The organism is Roseibium sp. LAB1, from assembly GCF_054658235.1.
Map to the genome: position 1 here is coordinate 1,540,778 of NZ_BAAGIB010000001.1, position 20,710 is coordinate 1,561,487.

18 protein-coding genes are annotated in these 20,710 nt (G+C 60.5%); 11 read left to right on the plus strand and 7 right to left on the minus strand.

Features of this window, described 5'->3' with window-relative positions:
* Positions 1-7: 7 nt before the first annotated feature.
* Genes kduI through uxuA form a run of 4 tightly spaced genes read left to right on the plus strand, consistent with a single transcriptional unit; the run spans position 8 to position 4,167 of the window.
* Positions 8-832 (plus strand): 5-dehydro-4-deoxy-D-glucuronate isomerase, encoded by an 825-nt coding sequence (kduI, locus tag ACYQ54_RS07220; RefSeq protein WP_460080673.1) that lies wholly within the window; start codon positions 8-10, stop codon positions 830-832.
* The gene (gene kduD, locus ACYQ54_RS07225; RefSeq protein WP_460080674.1) at positions 829-1,557 is read left to right on the plus strand and encodes a 2-dehydro-3-deoxy-D-gluconate 5-dehydrogenase KduD; all 729 of its coding nucleotides are present in this window, start codon (positions 829-831) and stop codon (positions 1,555-1,557) included. Before kduI ends, kduD begins: the two co-directional genes overlap by 4 nt.
* Positions 1,535-2,989 (plus strand): mannitol dehydrogenase family protein, encoded by a 1,455-nt coding sequence (locus ACYQ54_RS07230; protein ID WP_460080676.1) that lies wholly within the window; start codon positions 1,535-1,537, stop codon positions 2,987-2,989. The genes kduD and ACYQ54_RS07230 overlap by 23 nt, the downstream gene beginning before the upstream one ends.
* The gene (gene uxuA, locus ACYQ54_RS07235) at positions 2,986-4,167 is read left to right on the plus strand and encodes a mannonate dehydratase (protein ID WP_460080678.1); all 1,182 of its coding nucleotides are present in this window, start codon (positions 2,986-2,988) and stop codon (positions 4,165-4,167) included. Before ACYQ54_RS07230 ends, uxuA begins: the two co-directional genes overlap by 4 nt.
* Before the next feature lie 19 nt (positions 4,168-4,186).
* On the opposite strand, the gene ACYQ54_RS07240 is transcribed toward uxuA, so the two are convergent.
* Positions 4,187-5,815: a COG3904 family protein gene (locus tag ACYQ54_RS07240; RefSeq protein ID WP_460080680.1), complete on the minus strand. Its 1,629-nt coding sequence runs from the start codon at positions 5,813-5,815 to the stop codon at positions 4,187-4,189.
* Between the two features lie 183 nt (positions 5,816-5,998).
* Here ACYQ54_RS07240 and ACYQ54_RS07245 point away from each other — a divergent pair, with 183 nt between their 5' ends.
* On the plus strand, positions 5,999-6,667 hold the full coding sequence (locus tag ACYQ54_RS07245; protein ID WP_460080681.1) for an OmpA family protein: 669 nt from the start codon (positions 5,999-6,001) through the stop codon (positions 6,665-6,667).
* Positions 6,668-6,813: 146 nt separating this feature from the next.
* Here the strand turns inward: ACYQ54_RS07245 and ACYQ54_RS07250 are convergent, their stop codons facing one another.
* The gene (locus ACYQ54_RS07250; protein WP_460080683.1) at positions 6,814-8,022 is read right to left on the minus strand and encodes a caspase family protein; all 1,209 of its coding nucleotides are present in this window, start codon (positions 8,020-8,022) and stop codon (positions 6,814-6,816) included.
* Between the two features lie 283 nt (positions 8,023-8,305).
* Here ACYQ54_RS07250 and ACYQ54_RS07255 point away from each other — a divergent pair, with 283 nt between their 5' ends.
* From ACYQ54_RS07255 to ACYQ54_RS07265, 3 genes are read left to right on the plus strand one after another with little or no spacing between them, the layout of a single operon-like run.
* Entirely contained in the window at positions 8,306-9,292 is a 987-nt protein-coding gene (locus ACYQ54_RS07255; RefSeq protein ID WP_460080684.1) for an OmpA family protein, read from the plus strand.
* Positions 9,293-9,301: 9 nt separating this feature from the next.
* The gene (locus tag ACYQ54_RS07260) at positions 9,302-10,906 is read left to right on the plus strand and encodes a caspase family protein (RefSeq protein WP_460080685.1); all 1,605 of its coding nucleotides are present in this window, start codon (positions 9,302-9,304) and stop codon (positions 10,904-10,906) included.
* Positions 10,903-12,348 carry a caspase family protein gene (locus tag ACYQ54_RS07265; RefSeq protein WP_460080687.1) on the plus strand — a complete coding sequence of 482 codons (1,446 nt, stop codon included), beginning with the start codon at positions 10,903-10,905 and terminating at the stop codon, positions 12,346-12,348. Before ACYQ54_RS07260 ends, ACYQ54_RS07265 begins: the two co-directional genes overlap by 4 nt.
* Positions 12,349-12,363: 15 nt before the next feature.
* Here ACYQ54_RS07265 and ACYQ54_RS07270 read toward each other — a convergent pair whose 3' ends face one another.
* Positions 12,364-13,824, minus strand: a complete 1,461-nt coding sequence (locus tag ACYQ54_RS07270) for a COG3904 family protein (protein ID WP_460080689.1) — start codon at positions 13,822-13,824, stop codon at positions 12,364-12,366.
* A 226-nt stretch (positions 13,825-14,050) separates the two neighbouring features.
* Between ACYQ54_RS07270 and ACYQ54_RS07275 the strand changes: the two genes are divergently transcribed.
* Positions 14,051-15,496, plus strand: a complete 1,446-nt coding sequence (locus ACYQ54_RS07275) for an SH3 domain-containing protein (protein WP_460080692.1) — start codon at positions 14,051-14,053, stop codon at positions 15,494-15,496.
* Between the two features lie 48 nt (positions 15,497-15,544).
* Here the strand turns inward: ACYQ54_RS07275 and ACYQ54_RS07280 are convergent, their stop codons facing one another.
* Positions 15,545-16,651 carry a YeeE/YedE family protein gene (locus tag ACYQ54_RS07280; RefSeq protein ID WP_460080693.1) on the minus strand — a complete coding sequence of 369 codons (1,107 nt, stop codon included), beginning with the start codon at positions 16,649-16,651 and terminating at the stop codon, positions 15,545-15,547.
* A gap of 137 nt (positions 16,652-16,788) precedes the next feature.
* On the opposite strand from ACYQ54_RS07280, the gene ACYQ54_RS07285 reads away from it, so the two are divergent.
* Positions 16,789-17,727 (plus strand): MBL fold metallo-hydrolase, encoded by a 939-nt coding sequence (locus tag ACYQ54_RS07285; RefSeq protein WP_460080694.1) that lies wholly within the window; start codon positions 16,789-16,791, stop codon positions 17,725-17,727.
* A gap of 24 nt (positions 17,728-17,751) precedes the next feature.
* Here ACYQ54_RS07285 and ACYQ54_RS07290 read toward each other — a convergent pair whose 3' ends face one another.
* The 3 genes from ACYQ54_RS07290 to ACYQ54_RS07300 all read right to left on the minus strand — a co-directional run bounded on the left by ACYQ54_RS07290 (position 17,752) and on the right by ACYQ54_RS07300 (position 19,821).
* Positions 17,752-18,858 carry a YeeE/YedE family protein gene (locus tag ACYQ54_RS07290; RefSeq protein WP_460080695.1) on the minus strand — a complete coding sequence of 369 codons (1,107 nt, stop codon included), beginning with the start codon at positions 18,856-18,858 and terminating at the stop codon, positions 17,752-17,754.
* Positions 18,859-19,003: 145 nt separating this feature from the next.
* Complete coding sequence (locus ACYQ54_RS07295) at positions 19,004-19,354, minus strand: ArsR/SmtB family transcription factor (RefSeq protein WP_460080697.1); 351 nt, start codon at positions 19,352-19,354, stop codon at positions 19,004-19,006.
* A gap of 92 nt (positions 19,355-19,446) precedes the next feature.
* A complete protein-coding gene (locus ACYQ54_RS07300; protein WP_460080699.1) occupies positions 19,447-19,821 on the minus strand; it encodes a thioredoxin domain-containing protein in 375 nt (124 codons plus the stop codon).
* Positions 19,822-19,913: 92 nt separating this feature from the next.
* On the opposite strand from ACYQ54_RS07300, the gene ACYQ54_RS07305 reads away from it, so the two are divergent.
* Positions 19,914-20,648: a cytochrome c biogenesis CcdA family protein gene (locus tag ACYQ54_RS07305; RefSeq protein WP_460080700.1), complete on the plus strand. Its 735-nt coding sequence runs from the start codon at positions 19,914-19,916 to the stop codon at positions 20,646-20,648.
* The last annotated feature ends 62 nt before the right edge of the window (positions 20,649-20,710 follow it).

A 20,710-nucleotide genomic window follows, 5' to 3' on the forward strand; every position in this document is an offset into this window, starting at 1 on the left:
CTTTGCCATGTTGACCGTTGAAACCCGCTACGCCATCGACCCGGACACCGCCAAGACCCTCGACACCGCAGGTCTTCGCAAACACTTCCACGCCTCCGGCCTTTTCCAGGAAGGCAAGATCAACCTGATCTACACCCATTACGACCGGCTTATCCTGGGCGGTGCCGTGCCCGGATCGGGCGAACTCGTCCTGGACGAAGTCAAGGAAGCCGGCACTCCGTCCCTTCTCGACCGGCGGGAACTTGGCATTCTCAACATCGGCGGGCCCGGCACCGTGAAGGCGGGCGGAGAGACCTATCAGGTCGGCACGGGCGACGTGCTCTACATCGGCATGGGCGCGGGACCGGTCACCTTCTCCGGCCCGGGCCGTTTCTACATTCTGTCCGCCCCCGCGCACCGGAGCTGCCCGAGCCGGCTGATCACCGTCAAGGATGCCCGCCGGGTGGAACTCGGATCGGCAGAAACGTCCAACGAGCGCGTCATCCTGCAGTTCCTGCATCCGGAGGTCGCCGAAAGCTGCCAGCTGCTGATGGGCTACACCCAGTTTTCGCCCGGCTCGGTCTGGAACACCATGCCCGCCCATGTTCATGACCGCCGCATGGAAGCGTATCTCTACTTCGAACTCGGCCCGGACCAGCGCGTATTCCACTTCATGGGCAAGCCGGACGAGACCCGGCACCTGGTGATGGCCAACGAGGACGCTGTGGTCTCGCCGCCCTGGTCGATCCATTGCGGTGCCGGCACAGGGGCCTACACCTTCTGCTGGGCCATGGCCGGCGACAACGTCGATTTCACCGACATGGACATGGTAGCCATGGGAGACCTGCGATGAACCCCTTTTCCCTGGAAGGCAAACGCGCCCTGGTAACGGGTGCCAACACCGGTATCGGCCAGGCAATTGCCATTGCCATGAGCAAGGCAGGCGCCGAAGTCCTATGCGCGGCCCGACGCGACTGCGACGAAACACTGGCGCAGATCGACAACGGCCGCCATGTGCCGCTCGACCTGTCCGACCCGATGGCCGCGGTACCACTGTTCGATGCGGAGCAGATCGACATCCTGGTCAACAATGCGGGCACCATCCGGCGCGGCACGGCGGAAGACTTCAGCGAGACCGACTGGGATGATGTCATGGACGTCAACCTGAAGTCGGTCTTCTTCTCCTGTCAGGCCTTCGGCAACGCGGCGTTCAAGTCCGGCCGCACCGGGGCCATTGTCAACATCGCCTCGCTGCTGTCCTTCCAGGGCGGCATCAAGGTGGCGTCCTATACAGCCGCCAAGCATGGGGTTGCCGGCATCACCAAGCTGCTGGCAAACGAATGGGCCGCCCGGGGCGTCAATGTCAACGCGATTGCGCCCGGCTATATCGCCACAAACAACACCGAAGTCCTGCGCGGGGATCCCGAGCGCAGCCGGCAGATCCTGGAACGTATCCCGGCTGGTCGCTGGGGCGAAGCCAGCGACATCGGCGAGGCAGCGGTCTTTCTTGCCTCTCCGGCCGCCAAATACATTCACGGCGCGATCCTCAACGTCGATGGAGGCTGGCTTGCACGCTGACTTGCCACGCCTTTCCAGAACCACACCAGCGGCCAAAGCCGGCATCGTCCACCTGGGGCTAGGAGCATTCTTCCGGGCCTTCGGGGCGATCTACATCGAAGAAGCCATGAAGGCCTCGGGCGGCAACTGGGGTATTATCGGCGTCAGCCTGCAAAGCCCGCGCATGCACGACCAACTGGCACCGCAAGGCTTTGTCTACACCGCGCAGGAACTTGGCCCGGAGGGCGAAACCCTGCGCCAGGTGGAGATCATCCGCGATGTGCTGGTCGCCCGTGAGAACCCGGAAGCAGTTCTGGCCGCCATGGCCGACCCTTCCATCAGGATCGTCACGCTGACCGTCACGGAAAAGGGCTATTGCCACGACCCGGCAACCGGCAGGCTCAATGCCGCCCATCCGGACATCGAACACGACCTCGGCTCGGCCCGTCCCCTCTCCGCCCCCGGGTATCTCGTGCGGGCACTCGCAAGGCGGAAAGCCGCCGGTCTACCGCCATTTACCGTGCTCACATGCGACAACCTGCCGGACAACGGCCGGCTGGTCCGCCGCATTGTCCTGGATCTCGCCGAACGGCTCGATCCGGAACTAGCCGCCTGGATTGCAGCCGAAGGCCGTTTCCCTGCGACCATGGTCGACCGGATCGTACCGGCCACGAAACCCGAAGACGTTGATGCGCTGACACGCAAGACGGGCCGCTACGATGCGGCGCCTGTCCTGCACGAACCGTTCCGGCAATGGGTCGTGGAAGACGACTTCGTCCCGGCTTACGGCGTGGATGCCAGACCGGACCTCGGCACTGTGGGCGTCGAGCTTGTTGCCAGCGTCACCGCCTTCGAGCACATGAAGCTGCGCATGCTCAACGGCACCCATTCCTCGCTCGCCTATCTCGGTTATCTCGCCGGGCACGAGACAATTGCCGAAACCGTCGCCGACCCGCTGCTCGCCGGCTTCGTCAAAGCCCTGTGGCGCCGGGAAATCATTCCGTCCTTCGAGGCTCCTCCCGGGGTCGATCTGGAAGCCTATGCGGATGCCCTGTTCGAGCGCTATGCCAATCCCGGCATCCGGCACCGCACCTGGCAGATCGCCATGGACGGCAGCCAGAAACTGCCTCAGCGCATTCTGGGAACGGTGCACGACAACCTGACAAACGGGCGAAACTGCCCGGGGTTGTGCCTCGCCATTGCCGCTTGGATGATCTACGTCGGCGGCACCGATCTTGAGGGCAAGCCGATCGATGTGCGCGATCCGCTGAGCGAACGCCTGCAGTCTCTTGTCCGCGAGGCCGATGGCGATGCCGGCGAAGTGGCCGCGCTTCTGGGGGTCACCGAAATATTCGACTCCAAGCTGGCCGCGGCCCTGCAGCCATCCGTGACCTCCGCCTACGCCGCCTTGAAGGCCGATGGCGTCCGCAACACAATCGGGGCTTTGTCATGATCGAAGGCTGGCGCTGGTATGGCGGCTATGACCGCATCTCGCTTTCTGAAATCGCCCAGACCGGTGCTGTCAGCATCGTCACGGCGCTGCACGAAATTCCCTACGGCCAGATCTGGCCTCGCGAAACCGTTGCGAACACCCGTGCGCAACTTCACAGCGCCGGTTTCGACTGGGTGGTGGTGGAGAGCCTGCCGGTTCATGAAGCCATCAAACGCGGCGAAGGCGACCTTTCGGAGCTGTTCGCCAATTACCGGCAATCGATGGCAAACCTGGCCGCCGAAGGCATAAAGGTTATCTGCTACAACTTCATGCCACTGCTCGACTGGACCCGAACGGACCTGGCCGCGCCTGTTGCACGCGGTGGCACCTGCCTGCGGTTTTCCTCAGCCAAGATGGCGGCCTTCGAGCTTTACATGGTCAAGCGCCCCAATGCGGAAAAGGACTATTGCGAGCAAGTTCTGGTCGAGGCGAAACGCTGGTTCGATGCGGCCACCCAGTCGGATCTCGATCAATTGACACAGGCCATCATGGCGGGTCTTCCCGGCGCTTACGACCGCTACGACCCAAATGGCCTGCGCGAAGCACTCCTGCCCTATCAGGGCCTCGAGCGCGCAGCTCTCAGACAAAACCACAAGAGGTTTCTTGAGGAAGTCGTACCGGCTGCGGAGGAACTGGGACTGAAGCTGGCTGTCCATCCGGACGACCCACCCCGGGACCTGCTCGGCCTGCCGCGTATCGTCTCTGATGCGGACGATATCGACTGGATCCTGTCGGCGGTGGACAGCCCGTCCAACGGACTGACGCTCTGTTCCGGCTCTCTTGGTGCAAACCCGAAAAACAACGTGCCTGCGATCGCGGAACGGTTTGCCGACAAGATCCATTTCGCCCATCTGCGGAATGTCGCGAAGGATCCGGACGGCTCATTCGAGGAAGCTGCCCATCTCGGCGGCGACACCGACATGCCGGCCTTGCTCGGCGTGCTTCTCGGCGAAGAAGCCAGGCGATTGCGCGAAGGCCGTGCGGATGCCGAAATCGTCTTCCGGCCGGATCATGGCCACGAGCTGCTGAATGACGCCGACCGCAAAGCGCACCCGGGCTATCCCCTGATCGGACGGATGCGCGGTCTGGCCGAGCTGCGCGGTGTCATCGCGGGCCTGAAGGCAGGACCAATCGGCTAGAGCCTCGGGCCCAAGAGCATTATCCTCCGCAGAATACGTACCCGCGGACTTCGTCTTCGGGTACGCCCAGCGCCTTCAGAAGAGACGGGTCGATGACGGTTTCGGTGCGGTTCAGCAGATCCTTGTTGGCTCGCCCGATGGCCTTGCGTGTGTTGGGTCCGAGTGACCCGTCCGGCGTGCCGACATCGATGCCGTTGTTGTTGAGACCTGCCTGCACCAGCCGCACCAGCCCTGCATCATATTCATCGACCTGACCGCAGAAATCCTGCGGCACCTTGGCAAAGGCAAGGCTTGCCGGAATACGTTTGAAGGAGGTGTCGAACGTTCCCATGTTCTCGGCAAAGAGTTCGACGTAGTAAAGCAGAGCCACCCGGTGATTGTACTCTTTCAGCGCAAGGCCGATCTCTGTGTTGTCGATGCCGGCGGCAATGTTCATCAAGGCTGTCACGTCCCGGTCGCGGAAGGCTGAAAGCTTGCCCTTGGCTTCCAGATCGAACAGCGCCACCTGACCGAACTCTCCGAGCGAACATGTCGAACTGCCGTCACAGACATAGGACCGCCAACTGTTTCCATCAGGGCTCTTGACCCCGAGACAGACAAAATTCTGCCCGGTGACATAGGTCAGGAAGCTGCGTTCGTTCGATTGCAGATTGGCCAGCAGCTCCGGTGACAAGGTGTTGAACCGGCCCTGATACAGGCTGGAACAATAGGACAGCATCTGGCTGCGACTGATGTTGGACAGGTCCTGCGGACGCCCGACGACGAAAATGCCTTCGGCGGCCATTTCCGCCAGAGACAAGTGATACATGGACCCGGGCTTCGTGCCGTACATGTTGCGCATGAAGCCGATACCGATGCCGGTGCTGAGGAAATAGTCGGTAACCTCGTTGACGCCCTGGTTGATCAGCCGAACAACCTGCCCGACCTGCTCCGCGCTGTAGTTGCCTTCCGGTAGCTGGATAAAGGGCTGGTGAATACCAAGGCGGGCGGTTTCATGAGCAAAACGGCGCGGAAAGAAAAAGCCCTCGTAGCGCGTGAAACCGGCCAGAAAGACGAGCGAACAGGCGGATTCGCAAGTGGCGTTCTCCGGTAGCAACGTGATGAAATTCTGCTCGGCGATATATTTGCCGATCTCCAGAGCCTCGCGCAGATTGCCGCCCGGGCTGTTGAGGGAAATAACGTTGTTGTACGGGCAATACCCCGGCTTCAGGCAATCCGAAAACCCGGTGCGATCGACAAGGGCCTTCAGTTGATCGAGGTCCCCCTTCTGGATCTGCCCTTCGAGGGAAATAACCTTTCCCGTTTTCAACCCGCCCCAGGCCGGCACGATATGCAGCGTTTCATAGGTATGCGCGCCATCGCCCGAGATGCCGTTGTCGAAATAGGGCAGCGATCCGTCTTTCACGGCGCTCTTCGACGTAAACCCGCCCTCCATGCCCTTGGCATGTACAAAAGCCTCTTCACTCACCGTGCCGAGATCCAGCAGCTGGTACGCAGCTGCAGAGGCAGGATTGTTGTCGAGCAAGCGGATATCGGCTGCATTTGCCGTCGAGAATACAGCGACGCAGATCGCCAGCAACGCAAGCGTCCGTATTACGCCGAGGCAATAGCTCTCACCCGGCACCGCCGCTTCAATGTTTCGAAACATGAAATGCCCCTCACTCAATCCGTCTAATTGAAAATCGTCTTTGGCAAGGTTTCAAATGTGGCAGGAATGACGGGGCATCGTCAAATACGCAACTGACGCGGCGCCCACTTTCAAAATCCGGTAGCCGTATGGTAGAAAAAGATCAATCCGTGAAACGGCAACCAATCTGTTCGGAATATTGCCATGAAGCCTTTCGCATTTCTTTTGTTTTTTATTTCCCTGACCCTGCCGGCAGCAGCACAATCCACCATCACGCTGGAAGATTTCGATCTCGGCGGCGACAGCACGTCGGCAACGTCCTCCTCGCGTGACGCGGCTGCACCGGCTGAAACCGACATGGAAAAATGCCTGCTCGATCAGGCTGCCTGCAGCAATTCGGAATTCAAGTCCAACACCACCTTCTCGCTGGACGATGTTGTCAATCTGGGCATTGTCGACCGCGAGGAAGTAGCTGCCACCGCGCCTTCAGGCGATGGCTCTTCGGTCACGGCGGCATCTGACCCGCTGCCGACCATCGATATGGAGATCCTGTTCGACTACAACTCGGCTTCGCTCCGTCCTGACCAGGCCGCGAAGATCACCGAGCTGTCGCGCATTCTGAGCCAGGATAAGTTCAAGAACTACCGCTTCCTGCTGCTTGGCCATACGGATGCCAAGGGCAGCGCGCAATACAATCTCACTCTCTCGCAGCAGCGCGCACAGACGGTTGCCGGCTACGTGACAGCCTGGGGTGGCCTCTCCGAACAGCGCGTCCTTGCAACAGGCATGGGCGCTTCCAAGCTGAAAGACCAGGGCGACCCATACGGCGGACAGAACCGCCGGGTTCAGCTGGTCCTGCTGCCGGTCAACTGACCCGCACAAGCGGATCTGCCTCCACAGTAACCTCCCTGTCGTCCTCCCGGCCAAGCGCAGCGCGAGCCGGGACTTGGGCCGCAAAAGCCTCTCGGTTTTCAGGTTCCGCATTTCCGCTGAGAGCGGCCCACACCGGTCACTCGGCGTCAGTTGATCTTGAACTCAGCGAAGTGATAGGCGACCAGTTCCGGGTCAGATCCGATGGTTCCGGACATCTCGTTTTGCGCAAGCTGTCCGTTGATCCGCCTCAGCACCTCCTTCTTCTGCTGATCGGAAAGGGCAGAGCCCATGGAACAGAAGAAACCGATACGGTTGGGGCCCTTCTCGTCCTGGTCCTGCACGATCAGGCCATAGCGGGAACCGGGCGAGATTTCGTAGCGGATCTTGCCGCCTCCGAGATCCACCGTCTTGAAGAACTTGGTCGGGATCGGCGTCACGCGGCTGGACGGCGTGATGTTGAAGAAGTCCGGCGCGCATTGCCGCGGCACATCCGCCAGAACCGAGACTTCCTCACCCACACTGACAGAACCGGGGTAAACCGCCAGCAGGGTCTGCTGATCATCTGTCTCCGGAGCGGCTGCGTCGGTGCGCTTGAAATAGAATTCCGTCTGCATCTGAGACAGTTGCTGCGGTCGCTGCTCGCCGTCCGTTTCCGCCAGGACGTCACGCGTCACCCGTTTCATCAGCACCGACACTTCCGCATCTGGCGTATTCACGTGGCGGGCAAGCGCCTTGGCGAAGGGAGAGTTCTGGCCGGCACCATCCTTGGCGACCGAATTCGGCAGGGTGGCAAAGGTCACCAGCATGTCGCCAACGGTGCGGATCGGGGCAAGACCCCGTGTGATCCCGGCGGACCGACCCTCGGCGGAAGACTGTGACAGAAGCTGTTCGGCAAAGGGATTGTTGCGGCAGGCATCAAGGAACAGGAGGCTGATCGGCACCTCCTCCATGACTTCCATGAACGAGCGCAGGCTGACCGTCTCCCGCTCGATCGAGGTCGGCGATTTCAGCTGAGCATCCACGGGGATCAGATAGTTCTCGCCATCCTTCTGGATGCCATGACCGGCGAAATACAATATGGCGACATCCAGTTCCGGAGCACGGTCTGCCAAATCGTCCAGAACCTTGCCGAGACCATCCTCATCAAGATCGAAATGGACCGACACTTCGAATCCCACCGCTTCCAGGGCCTGGGCGACAAGGTCTGCGTCGCGCGCCGGGTTTCCGAGCCGCCCAATCTTTTCATAGGACGAATTTCCGATGACAAGTGCGAAGCGGTTTTCCTCTGCCTGCGCCAGACCGGCAGCCAGCAGAAAAAGGCAGCAGAACCCGGCCAGAAGCCTGGCGGAGTTCAATATTTGACCGCGCAGCCACGCTACAACCTTATCCTTTGAAACCATCAATGTGAAATACCTCATGACGCCCCGACAATTGACTCAAGCGACCCTGCGTGATGTTGTCTTGTGAACAGATTGAAACGCAATAAGGAACGGAGAAGCAACCGGGATTTTACTCCGGTGCAACATGTGCAACGTCGGCGAGCCTTGAAACAACCGGCTCTCAACCCTTCGCTGCAACCACCCGCCAGACCGACCCATTTTATAATTTATCCTGCAAGAGTTGGAGAGACATTCCAGCATGCCGCCTATTCGAACTGTTTTATCTGCCCGCCGTCTGCACCTGGCGGCTCTTGCCGCCTCCGCCATCATCGCCCTGCCCCTTTTCACCACCGGTGCGTCTGCGCAGCTCATCTCGTGCGACAGCGTTCAAAAGGACTGGCTCGCGATGCCGCTGAGCGCCAGTCACGAGGACAGGGTCGAGATCTACGACAAGGCCTTCAATGAAAGTGATTGCGACGGCATAGTGGTGGAAGGCTTCGGCAAGGAAATCATCGATGCCCAACTCGACGTCATCGCCCCGTTTCAGGATCTTGAAGGCTATAACGGCAACCTTGAAACCCTGAAGCAGGATCTTGCCGACCTTCAGGAATTCGGCAGCCACTGGCGCATTTCCTATCTGCTCGGGGAAATCCTGCGCAAGCAGCACCAGACCCTGCCCGCGTTCCGCGCCTATCAGGAAGCCCTTGGCCTGGTGGACGACACCGAGCTGACGCCCGCAGAACCGGCACATGCCATGATCGCCCGGCTGCGCGACCGCCTGGACGAGCTGGCGGTAGTCGTCGCCCAGATTTCCGAGGAGCCGGGAGACATCAAGATCCCGGTCACCCGCAGCGGCCAGTCGATCTCGCAATACAGCTTTTCCACGCGTGGCTACAAACGCAAGAAGACACTGGTTCCGATCCAGTTCATCTATGATCAGGATGTCATGACCAAAGCCGGCAGAACCAGCTTCGAGGACGTGCAGGAAGCGCTGGAAAAACAGGGGGCACCGGATATCCAGGTGATCGGCCACACCGATCCGGTCGGCTCGGACGCTTATAACCTGCAATTGTCGCTGAAGCGGGCGGAAGCCGTTCGCCGAGCCTTGCTGGCAGCCGGATACTCCGGCTCCATCGAAGTGCTCGGCATGGGCGAAAGCCAGCCTTTCCAGTTCGACGATCCGTCACTCTACACCGAGGACGTGCGCAATCAGGCGCACCGGCGTGTAGAATTCGTCCGGAAATAGGCGGCCCGAATGATCAGATCCATTCTCCCGGCCCCGGCTGCCTTCGTGAAAAAGGGGCTGCGGGGTTTTGCTCCTGCCCTCGCCGTTGCGGCAGGCCTTGCCACACCACTTCCCGCAGTTGCCGGAAATCTCTATGGCCTCGTCATCGGCATTGACGACTATCAGCACATCACCAACCTCAAGGGCGCCGTAAATGACGCAATGGACGTCGCCGGAACACTGGAAAAGCTGGAAGCCAGCAAGGTCATTCTGCTGACCGATGCCGACGCCACGCGGGACAACGTTTTTGCCTCGTGGCGGGAGCTGACGGAGCTTGCCGGCCCGGGTGACACGCTGGTGTTTCACTACGCCGGTCACGGTGCCCGGCAGGAAGCGATCCTTCCCGGCCACGAAGAGCTCGACAATATGTTCCTGCTGGCCGGCTTCGACGAAACGGGACCCGGGGTCAACGAGCGGATCATCGACAACGAGGTCGGCCATCTGCTCGCCGAAGAAAAGGAAGCAACCGTCGTCTTCGTCGCCGACAGCTGTTTTGCCGGCGACATGGCCCGTGCGGCGGACTATCGCGCTGAAGTGCATGTGCGCGTTGCCGATGTTCAGATCGACAAATCTTCCGACCGGATTGCGGATCGGGTCAGGCAGCTTGGCGAAGTTCAGGAAGATGCACTTCAGAATGTCATCTGGCTTTACGCCCAGGACCGCAACAAGGTCACCCAGGAAGTGCGGATTGGCGAAGAGCTGCGTGGTGCGCTCTCCTATGCCTTTTCCCGCGCCCTTGAAGGTGAAGCGGACGGTGACAGCGACCGCGTGCTGAACACGGCCGAGTTGAAGCGCTACGTCAACAGCTCGGTAAAACGCTTCACCGAGCGACGGCAGCGGCCGGAAGTCAATGCCGGGTCCCGAGACCTGGAAATCCTGTTGCATGATGCCGCCGGCACGCCTGCCCCGAGCGCCGGACTACCGGAACTGACGCTCTACGCCGCCCCCGGCGAGACAATTCCTGCCCTGTCAGGCATCCGCAAGGTCGACAGCAAGGCGGAGGCCGATCTGATTTACGACGGCGACGGCTCTTCACTGGTCTACAAGACCGGCGACGTGATCGCCTCGTTTCCCGCCCCGCCTTCCACCGAGGACCTGCAGGCGACCGTCGACAAATGGCGCTTCCTTGCCTTCCTGATCGGCTTTGCCGACACTGAAGGTCCGGAACTGGACCTTTCCGACGGCAGCCGGACCTATGTCGAAGGTGAGCAGGTGACATTCTCGATCCGCTCGTCCGGCAACGAAAATGTGGTCCTGTTCAACCTCGCTTCAAACGGCGCTGTCCAGCTGGTCGGCCCGGTTCGAAGAGGCAAGCGCGGCCTCGCTGCAGGCAAGCTCAGACCGGACCGGGCAGACAGTTTCCGCTCCGCGGTGATCCCGCCATTCGGTGCCGACCATCTCGTTGCCATCACCACGCCGTCCCCCCTGCCCGATCTCGTGGACGCGGTTCAGGACGCACAACAGAACAATGATCTCGCCGCCCTGGCGAAGGATCTTGGCCAAATCCTCAAGGGCCAGTCCTTCGGTCTCGACTGGGTCGGGCTTTATACGCGCGCAAAGGGAGACCTGCAGTGAAAACCGGATACCTCAAGGCCTTCGTGACCACCGTGTGCCTGTGTCTTTCCGTCGGCACCGTTCAGGCAGCGCAAAAGGCCCTGTTGATCGGCGCCGGGGTCTACCCCTATCTGCCGCCCGATGCACAGCTTTCCGGCCCTGCCAACGATGTTCGCCAGATGGCCTCCTTCCTCAAGGACGACTGGGGCTTCGCCTCTTCGGACATCCGGATCCTGGAGGAAGAAGGTGCGGCCAAGCAAAACATCCTCGGATCGATCACCGGCTGGCTCGCCGATGAAACCCGCCCGGGCGACCGCGTCATCATCTATTATTCAGGTCATGGCTCCCAGGTGCCCGACCGCGATGGCGACGAGGAAGACGGACTGGACGAAACTTTCGTGCCGACCGATTACGGCCGACGGGGCCCAAAGGCGGAGGATATGCTTCGCGACGATGAAATCGCCTCTGCCCTGAAGGCCCTGAACGGCCGCGAAGTGATCCTCATCGCCGATTCCTGCCACTCCGGCACCGTCAACCGCGACGTTCTGCCGAAGCTGACATCCAAGGGGGGCGACGCCAAGGCCCGGTATCTGCCGTTCACGGGCGTTTCCAGATCCCTGCCGGTGGTGCGTGACGAAGACCCCCTGGCGCGCGAATCCAATGCGCATCTGACCCTCGCCGCGGCCCTGCCGCATCAGCTTGCGTGGGAAACCAACGGCTCGGGCATCTTTACCCAGAACCTGATCCGGGGTCTTCGGACGCGCGAGGCCGACCTCAACGGCAATGGCCGTGTCACCACGGCGGAACTTCTGAATTATCTGCGACCACGCACCGAACAGTGGTGCCAGCGGGTGGAAGACTGCCGTGATCTTCAGTTCACGCCGAACATGTCACCAAGCAACGAAGCCTTCATTCTGCAGCCGGCTTCAACCGAAGGACCTGTCCAGACGGTCACCGGGAATACAGCGGACGACGTTTCCGACGTGCTGCCGGAACAATCCTCGCAGGACATCAGGGTCTCCATCCTGCCCGGCGCGGTGCATCAGATCGGCGACGAGGTCCAGTTTCAGCTCACGAGCGCTGTCGATGGCTATCTGACCCTTTTCGACCTGACCGTTGAAAACGACCTCGTACTGCTGTTCCCGACCGATGAGGACCGCTCTGCCGGCAAGACCGGCCGCATTCGTGCGAACTCCGCTCTCACGGTTCCCGATCCCTCTTACGGCTTCAGCTTTGAGGCCGAGGCCCCGGCCGGCAAGGGGAAGCTGCTGGCGATCGTGACGGAAGATCCTGTGGATCTGGAAAGCCTTCTTGCCGCCAACGGCGAATTTGAACCGATCGGTGACAAGATCGATTTCATGAAGGAACTCTCCGGCCGCCTGAACAAGGTCTGGACCTCGGACAATGCAAATCGCAGTGCCCGGTGGGCCGCCGGCTACAAGGACTATGAAATCCGGCCATAACCGGCGGCGCGCAGATCAGGAAGTCGTCTTGAAGCAGAAGACGTTGCCTGAGGAAGTGTTCTTCAGGCAGCTTGTCTCCCAGTCCTCGGCAACAGGTTTCGGCTTGGTTTTCCGCCACAGGGTTTCGGCCAGTGCGCCATTCACCAGCACCTTGTCAGCCTGACGTTCAATCACGGTAATGCTTCCGGACGGCCACTGATAGGACTCGAGCGTGTAACTCTCCAGACCCGCATTCAGCGATGTGAGCGACGTCATATCGCAAGGTTCGTCGTCGATATTCGTGTCGCCCTTGAACACCAGACAACTGCCTTTCTGCGGGGCCCCCAGCTTTTTGGCGACGATCTGATCCAGACTGACCGTTTCAGCCCCCTCGGCCAGCGACATGATCTCGGAAAAGGTCATGTCACCCGGATACATGAAGAAGTTCGGGACAGCGACGTACCAGCCGTTGCTTGCCTCAACCTGTGCGCTCATTTCCATGCGACCGATGTCGAAACGGCCTGAACAGCCGATATCACCTAGTTCCGTACCGCCATCGGTAACGAATTCGATGATGCCATCCGTCTCGTTGATCTTGTAGCTCTGGAAACTGTCTGGTGTGACGTCAACGGTCGACCAGCGCGAATGCGGAAGAATGGCGTCCGGGTTGTCTTCGTTTTGTTCGGCCGAATAATTGGCCGGCGTGGCACCGTCTTCGGGCGTATATTGCCGGGACAGCTTCGAACAGGCTTCCGCAATGTTGGAAGAGGTAGGCCTGGCGATCTTCGGCAACCCGGCCACCTGGATGTTCCAGTGGGCCGCATCGCCGATTTTCTCCACGAAGTACATGTCGTCCGGCGGCGTCGCCAGCATGGTCTGCAGAAGCGACAATCTCAGGCGCAGGGCCTCCATGCGCGCGGCAACAGCGCCCATGCTTTTCAACGCAAGCCCGAACGCCTTGCCGACGTCGTCCCGGCTGTAGGTCCCTTCCCGCAAGGTCAGCGAAATGGAATGAAAGCCGAGTTTGCCGTTCACATGCAGAACCCGGTCGGCGATCCGTCCGATATCACTTTCCGTATTCTCGCCCCCCGCCATGAAGAAGACCGCGCAGGCAGACTCGCACCTTGCCCCTGCCGGAACAGCAGTCCCCAGACCGTGCACCCAGTAGCTGCTGCCATATCCCTTGAGCAGATAATCGGCCATACGGATAGCCTCGGACAGGGATCCGCCAGGACTGTCCAGACACAGTCTGCCGTGTGACCTGTTACCCGTGTCGTCTCCCAGTACAACACCGTTGATCGGCGTATCGCGCTTCTCCCAAAGCCCGGCCAGAAAAGTTTTCAACTTTTCGGTGTCGCCAGGCGCAATCTGCCCGCTGATGGTGGCAACACATATCAATTCCGCATCGCCGCCTTCGGCGAAATCAGCTGCATTGGCAGAACAAGTCACGCTGGCAAAACATGCCAGCCAGCAGAACAACAGACGAAAAACCTTCATGAAATCCCCCAGCGTTTTCTCCCGCACAAAAGCGTGACGTTGGGCCATCCGTCAAGAACGTCAGCAGGCATATCAGTCCGGAACCAGTCGAAAGCCCACCCTCGTCAGGCACTTTCTGCAACCGGCCCACAACCACTTTTGGCTTGCGAAAGTAACGCAGCTGGATTTGTCTGTCTGACGGCATCCCTACATCAGGATGCCTTTTCAATCAGGACCGATGGCACACATGTTTTTCAGATTAAGTCTTTTCTGCCTTTCACTCGTTTTCACAGCTTCGCAGCTTTCTGCCGCAGAGATTACACAACGTCCCGATCTCGCCCCGCGGCTGGCCCAACTAAAGCCGTTGTATCCGGGCAAGCGCACCGCCGGCAGCAGCGTGGTCAATGACCAGCAGGGGAGTGTTTTCCTGATTTCCGGTGTCATCGAAAAAGGCGATCTGGAAAAGCTGAAAACAGCACTCGAAGGCACCTGGGGCAAATACATCGTCTTCGACAGCCCCGGCGGAAGCTTTCTGGAAGGGATCCGCATCGGCCAGTATCTGCAATACAACGTCGGCTCGCAGGACCCGGATCTCTACGGCGTTTTTGTGCTCAACGGCAATCGGTGCCTGTCCGCCTGCGCCCTCGCTTTCACCCTGGCAGCAACCCCGCGCAATGCTGTTTACGGTGACGATATCCGCTTTCTGGAAGCAGGTGCCGCCCTCGGCTTCCACATGGCCTTCCTGCCCGACGACAAGGCCAACCAGCTTGTTGCGGTGAAGGAAGCCATGAACCTGGCCTATGAAGTGACGCAGACCTACGTCAAGCTGATCAAGGGCGGGATAGCCCCGTCTATTCTGTTGCAGGAAGCGCTGTCCCACCGCACCGCCGACAGCTTCTTTTATCTGGCTGGCGGCATCCGGTCCTTTGCCATGGGCCTGACGCCGGTATCTGCTGGCGCCATTGCGGACCCGATCTACAAGAGCGCTCTCTACATGGACACGGTTGGCGCCATGTGCACGCAGCTTTTTCTCGCCGACAACACCATCAAGAAATCGGAAGTTGAATACGAATTCGGCGCAATTGAAGGCTTTGCTCCGGACCCCAAGCAAACCCGGCTGGAAGATCTGACCCAGCAGTTGGGCTCACGCCGCATTGCCGCCAGCCACAACGGTGCTGCCTATTGCACGGTCGAACTGTCCGAGGACGGCACAGTTGGCATGCGGCTGACCGCCGGGGCCCTGCCCTGTTCCGACGGCCGATCCGATGGCCCGACGTGGTGTGCAATACAGGGACCGTTTGAAGACACTCTGCCGAAAGTGACCAACGCGCTTCTGGCCGACGCCGCAAGTTGCAACGGCGGCACCCTGACGAACGAATACGCCTACTGGACGAGCGACGTCATCGATTATGACCTGGGCGAAGAAGTCCCGACAGTTAGCACAGACCCGTATGATTGGATGCGTACCATCGCGCGGGACGTCAACGTTCGCCAGCAACCGTCTCTGGACGCGGAGGCCATTGGCCGGGTGCAGATTGGCGACAAGGTCAGGATCTCCGGCTGCCGCATCGTCTCGGGGCCGCAAGGCGTCTGGTATCAACTGTCGACCGGAGGCTGGATCAGCGCCCGTTTCGTTGCCGAATTCGATCAGTTCACACGTCCGGCAACGGAAGCAACCATGATCGGGCGATAAGGCAAAGTCCAAACAACTGCGGCAGGCAAGCCCACACCTTATTCGGACTCACGTTGCCACTTTTACCGGTTCCACCGTTGGTGCCACCCCGGCCAACTGGGCGCGGGCGTCATAGCTTGTCAGCAGGCGGTCGGCGACCCCTGCGGACAGCCAGATTGCGGTCAGGGTAATCCAGGCCGTCAGGGCAAAGATGGAAGCCCCGGTAATACCGGCCCCGACAGCGCAGCCGCCGGCCAGCATGCCGCCAAACCCCATGAGCGTTGCTCCGGTGAGATAGCGTGCCATGGACTTGCCGCCTTCAAACCCCTGAAGCGCCAGTTCCCGCGTCAGGAAAGCCGCCAGGAACGATCCCAGAAAAACACCGGGAACCAGCCCGACGTCGAAATCGAGCAGATCACCCGGCGGTGACAGAACCAGCATCAGGGCGTCGGCGGACGGACCGGTGAAGGTTACGCCTTCCACCTGCACGGGATCGAAAGCCTGCCGTGCCATGGCCGAGGTAAACCACCAGGCCAGCGGAATGGCGAGCCCGGCACCCGCCGCTGCCACAAGCTGCCAGAGCTTCACGCGTGACCGCCATGCAAAAACCAGACCCGCCAACAGCCACAGGGCGGTGAAGCCGAGTGTCACCGGCGTGCTCAGGCCCAGCATTTCCGTGAGGTCGTTTCCGCCAATGTCCCCGGTTGTCCAAAGACCGGCAAACCATTCTCGCACCGGCTTCAACAGCCCGCGCAGGCTGGCCTGGGCGACAACGGCAAAGACGAGGCCGGACAGCAGCGCCCGCAGGTTGCCCGTGGCCGACAGCACCAAAAGGCGGCTGGCGCAACCGCGGGCCAGCACCATGCCAGTGCCGAACATCAATCCGCCCAGAAGCGCCCCGGAGAGGCTCTGAGGTGAGGCGAGCTGGCGCGCTTCATTGGCCTGAACCTCACCCAGATGGATCAGCAGTTGCGTGCACAGAACCGCGGAGGAAAAGGTCAGCAGCCAGACCGGCAACCGGTCCTTCGGTGCACCGCGCGAAAACTCCAGGCTGGCGGCCCGCAGACAGAAGCGGCTTTGCTGGGCAAAGGCACCGAACATTATCCCGACAACGAGACCGCCGATTGCCAGCAGCCAGGGTTCGGAAATCTCATCCAGAAGAAATGTCAGATCCATGGGCCTCTCCCGGGGCGTCACCTGTGCGCACTGCACCCTCGCTTGACGTCAGCTTGGTCCTCATTTGCATCGACAGGCATTGACCTCTCTCAATGAAACATAGATAAATTCAAAAGTTTGAATATGTGGAGGATGCCATGTCCGGGCAATTTCGGAAAGATCTGACGAGACGCAACGTTCTTGCCGGAGGTCTCGCGCTCACAGCCGCGGGGTTTGCCGGGCGGATACCCCCCGCATTCGCCAAAGCAAACCTGACACTCGGTGCCCATGACATCACGGTGTTTTCCGACGGTCACCTGACCTTGCCGATGTCCTTCATCCTGCCGGAGCAAAGCGAAGCGGAGATCGAGGCACTTCTGAAACCACACGGTCTTGCCACCGACGCATTGACGCCGGACTGCAACATCACCCTGCTTCGAACCGGCGACCGCACCGTTCTGTTCGACGTCGGTTCAGGGGCCAATTTTCAGTCCACGGCGGGCAACCTCCCGGAACACTTGTCGGACGCGGGCATCGACCCGTCGGACATCACCGACATCATCTTCACCCATGCCCATCCCGACCACCTGTGGGGCATTCTGGACGATTTTGATGACCCGCTTTATCCGGAGGCCCAGATCTGGATGCCGCAGGCCGAATGGGATTACTGGCGCGCGGACGACACGCTTGCCAAGACCCCGGAAGAGCGCAAGAGCTTCGTGGTTGGGGCGCAATCTCGTTTCGACGTGATCGAGGATCGCGTGGCGATGATCAAACCGGGCCAGGAAGTGCTGCCCGGCGTTGAGGCCGTCGATACGGCAGGACATACCCCGGGGCACATGTCCTACATGCTTCACGGTGGATCGGAGAGCCTGCTTGTGGTGGGCGACGCGATTTCCAACACGGTGATCTCGTTCGAAAAACCCGGTTGGGCCTCCGGTTCCGACCAGGATCGCGACCAGGGCATCGCCACCCGCAAGGCCCTGCTGGACCGGCTGGCACAGGATGGCTCCCGCGTCATCGGTTACCACTTCCCCCACCCGGGTGGAGGACATGTCGAACGCTCCGGCAACGCCTACAGTTTCGTTGCGGTCTGAGGAACGGGATCAACGGCGGCGGAGTTACTCCGCCGCTGACTGATGCGCCGCTCCCTGATTGCGCTGAAAAGCGGCAAAGACATTGCCTTCCACAAGCCAGGCGAGCCCGACCCTGGCTCCGAATGCCATGGACACCATGACAATCGGCGCTGAGATCGCCAGCGTTGAAAAGCCGGTGATGCCCTGCCCCACGGTGCAGCCCATGGAAAACACCCCGCCAACGCCCATCAGCGTGCCGCCCAGAAGATGACGCCCGAGTTCACGTGCATCGTCGCAGGCTTCCCAGCGGATATCCCGCTTCCACAGGGCCGCGACCACGGCTCCGAAAAGTGTCCCGATAATCAGGCCGACACCGTAATCCGGCAGGGTGCCTGTATAGGTGATCAGCTGCATGATGGTGTCGCCCACGGGCACCACGAAGGACCCTGCCTCGATCTGAACCGGATTGAAGGAACGTTCGGCAAGGAAGGTCGTTGCAAACCAGCCGAAGGCAATCACGCTGCCGATAAGGACGCCGGTTCCGATCTTGCTCCATTGACGGCGATAGGAGGCCGATTTGAAGATCCAGAACAGCCCCGCCAGGGCAATCAGGATAGCAACCACACCCTGCAGCTTCATGCCGAACAGGGTCGAGACGATGTCGCCCATGGATTGGCTGCCGCTTGCGGTGAAGGAAACGGCAAGATCGTCAACAAGCGGCACCCGCAAGATGCCGACTATGCCTCTCTGTGCCGCCAGCGCAGACAGGCCGATCACCGTCAGGACCACCAGCGCCCTGAGGCTGCCGCCTCCAAGGCGCAGCACGGCGCCAAAACCGCAGGTGCCGACTAGGGCCATGCCGATGCCGAACATGAACCCGCCGAGGATGGCGCCTGTCCAGGCAAATTCCGGGGACAGATAAAAGGATGCAGCCGTGTCGGCCATGCCGACGGCAACAAGCAGCTGCGTGCCGATCAGCGCCGAGACGGAAGCAAGCACCCAGGTTCTGAGGGCGCTGCTGTCGCCCGCATACCAATGCCTCTCAAGTGCGGACAGGGTGCAGAAATGGCTCGAACGGGCAACGACGCCGAGCACGCACCCCGCAAGCACACCGAGGAGCGGTGTCAGTACCGCCGGATCCAGATTGACCATGCGCGTCCTACCCTCCGCCGGGTTCTCCGGCTGCGTTTCCAATACTCGCTCTGTCGGCGATTTCCATAAACCGTAGCAGGCGGCGAAAACTGCAGCAATCGAACTCGTTGCTGCGTTGCACGCACCTTAGACCAGCTGCCAGCGCTTATTGTTCCGGAGCGCGGACATCCTTGCAGAAAAGGTCGTAGAGATTCGAGATGATCGAACTCACTTCGTCATTCATCAGGCTGTAGTAGATCATGCGCCCGTCGCGCCGCGACTGCACCAGGCCTTCCAGGCGAAGCCGGGCAAGCTGCTGCGATACAGCGGCCTGCGGCATGGTCAGGATTTCTTCCAGCTCCGAAACGGATTTTTCGCCTTCCGACAACAGGCACAGGATCACGAGACGCACTTCGTGCGAAAGGGCCTTGAGCAGGTCGCTCGCCTTCCGCGCCTGCTCCATCAGCAGGTCGAGGTCCTTCGCATCCATGTTCTTGTCCAAGGCCGGCAAAATCATCCCGAACCCACACCCTTTGTCAGCATCGCCATTGCAGCGCACAAATCCACACAGCAGATTCATGCCTTAACTTCAGGACCGGATCAACAACATCACTTGGTGTTGTCTGGAAGCTTGTTCAGCATATCGCCCAGCAGCGGCCAGAAGAAGTGCTCTCCCGGATAGCCGCGCAACCGGTCTATTTCAACGCCGTCGGCAACCAGAATGAACGTCGGCGTCATGCGCTCCCTGGGAATACCGGCCAGGTCCTGCGGCCAGTCGCCGGTGATATCGACCCGGCGCAGCGGTGCCTGCCGGCCTTCCGTCGTCTTCGGATAGGCTATGCCGATCTCTTCGTTCCAGCGCTTGCACCAGACACACCCAGGCTGTTCCAGCATGACCAGCTCGGCACTCCAGGCCGAAAGCCCTTGAAACAGGCCGGAAAATAACACTCCGGCAAGGATCATCGCACGTGTCGCGACGGACATTTTGCAGTCTCCACATTTCTTTCATTGCAATATATAGGAACTTTTGAATATTTTAAAGCAACCGAAGATCGAGTTTCTCTGGGAGGAAATGAATGCTCGATGTTTCTCTGGGTGCCGCCTTTCTGGCGGGCCTGCTCTCATTCATTTCGCCCTGCGTGCTGCCGATTGTGCCGCCCTATCTGTGCTATCTGGCCGGTGTCAGCGTCGATGAACTGAAGGGCGAAACCGCAACAGCGGAAACAGGTCGCCGGGTGATTCTGGCCGCCATCGCCTTTGTGCTCGGCTTTTCGCTGGTCTTTGTCGCCCTGGGCGCAACGGCCAGCGTCATCGGCCAGTCGATCGCCCGCTATTACGATATCCTGTCTTACGTCGCCGGGGCGATCATCATCGTCATGGGCCTGCATTTTCTCGGTGTCTTTCGCATTGGCCTTTTGTTTCGCGAAGCCCGCATCCATGTGGAACGCAAGCCTGCAGGCCTTGTCGGGGCCTTCGTCATGGGCCTGGCCTTTGCGTTCGGCTGGACACCCTGCGTCGGCCCGGTTCTGGCTGCGATCCTGTTCGTGGCCGGGTCGTCGGACACCACCTGGCACGGTGCCGGCCTGCTCGCGGTCTATGCGCTCGGCATCGGCCTGCCCTTCATCCTGGCGGCGGCCTTTGCCAGCCGTTTCCTGAAGATGGCCGGCCGCTTCCGCAAACACATGGGCACAGTGGAAAAGATCATGGGGGGGCTGCTGGTCGTGACCGGCCTGCTGTTCATCACCGGGCAGATGTCGGCAATCGCCTTCTGGCTTCTCGAAACATTCCCGGTTTTCTCACAAATCGGCTGACCGGCCGGTATCCGGTCCAGGGAGGACAATGACATGCGTATCTGGAAACATCTGATCCTGGC

Coding starts and splice junctions, on each gene's coding strand:
- uxuA (WP_460080678.1), top strand. CDS start 2,986: ATGATCGAAGGCTGGCGCTGGTATGGCGGCTATGACCGCATCTCGCTT.
- ACYQ54_RS07300 (WP_460080699.1), bottom strand. CDS start 19,821: ATGTCCGTCGCGACACGTGCGATGATCCTTGCCGGAGTGTTATTTTCC.
- ACYQ54_RS07295 (WP_460080697.1), bottom strand. CDS start 19,354: ATGATTTTGCCGGCCTTGGACAAGAACATGGATGCGAAGGACCTCGAC.
- ACYQ54_RS07255 (WP_460080684.1), top strand. CDS start 8,306: ATGCCGCCTATTCGAACTGTTTTATCTGCCCGCCGTCTGCACCTGGCG.
- ACYQ54_RS07230 (WP_460080676.1), top strand. CDS start 1,535: ATGGAGGCTGGCTTGCACGCTGACTTGCCACGCCTTTCCAGAACCACA.
- ACYQ54_RS07240 (WP_460080680.1), bottom strand. CDS start 5,815: ATGTTTCGAAACATTGAAGCGGCGGTGCCGGGTGAGAGCTATTGCCTC.
- ACYQ54_RS07270 (WP_460080689.1), bottom strand. CDS start 13,824: ATGAAGGTTTTTCGTCTGTTGTTCTGCTGGCTGGCATGTTTTGCCAGC.
- kduD (WP_460080674.1), top strand. CDS start 829: ATGAACCCCTTTTCCCTGGAAGGCAAACGCGCCCTGGTAACGGGTGCC.
- ACYQ54_RS07290 (WP_460080695.1), bottom strand. CDS start 18,858: ATGGTCAATCTGGATCCGGCGGTACTGACACCGCTCCTCGGTGTGCTT.
- ACYQ54_RS07260 (WP_460080685.1), top strand. CDS start 9,302: ATGATCAGATCCATTCTCCCGGCCCCGGCTGCCTTCGTGAAAAAGGGG.
- ACYQ54_RS07285 (WP_460080694.1), top strand. CDS start 16,789: ATGTCCGGGCAATTTCGGAAAGATCTGACGAGACGCAACGTTCTTGCC.
- kduI (WP_460080673.1), top strand. CDS start 8: ATGTTGACCGTTGAAACCCGCTACGCCATCGACCCGGACACCGCCAAG.
- ACYQ54_RS07280 (WP_460080693.1), bottom strand. CDS start 16,651: ATGGATCTGACATTTCTTCTGGATGAGATTTCCGAACCCTGGCTGCTG.
- ACYQ54_RS07275 (WP_460080692.1), top strand. CDS start 14,051: ATGTTTTTCAGATTAAGTCTTTTCTGCCTTTCACTCGTTTTCACAGCT.
- ACYQ54_RS07305 (WP_460080700.1), top strand. CDS start 19,914: ATGCTCGATGTTTCTCTGGGTGCCGCCTTTCTGGCGGGCCTGCTCTCA.
- ACYQ54_RS07245 (WP_460080681.1), top strand. CDS start 5,999: ATGAAGCCTTTCGCATTTCTTTTGTTTTTTATTTCCCTGACCCTGCCG.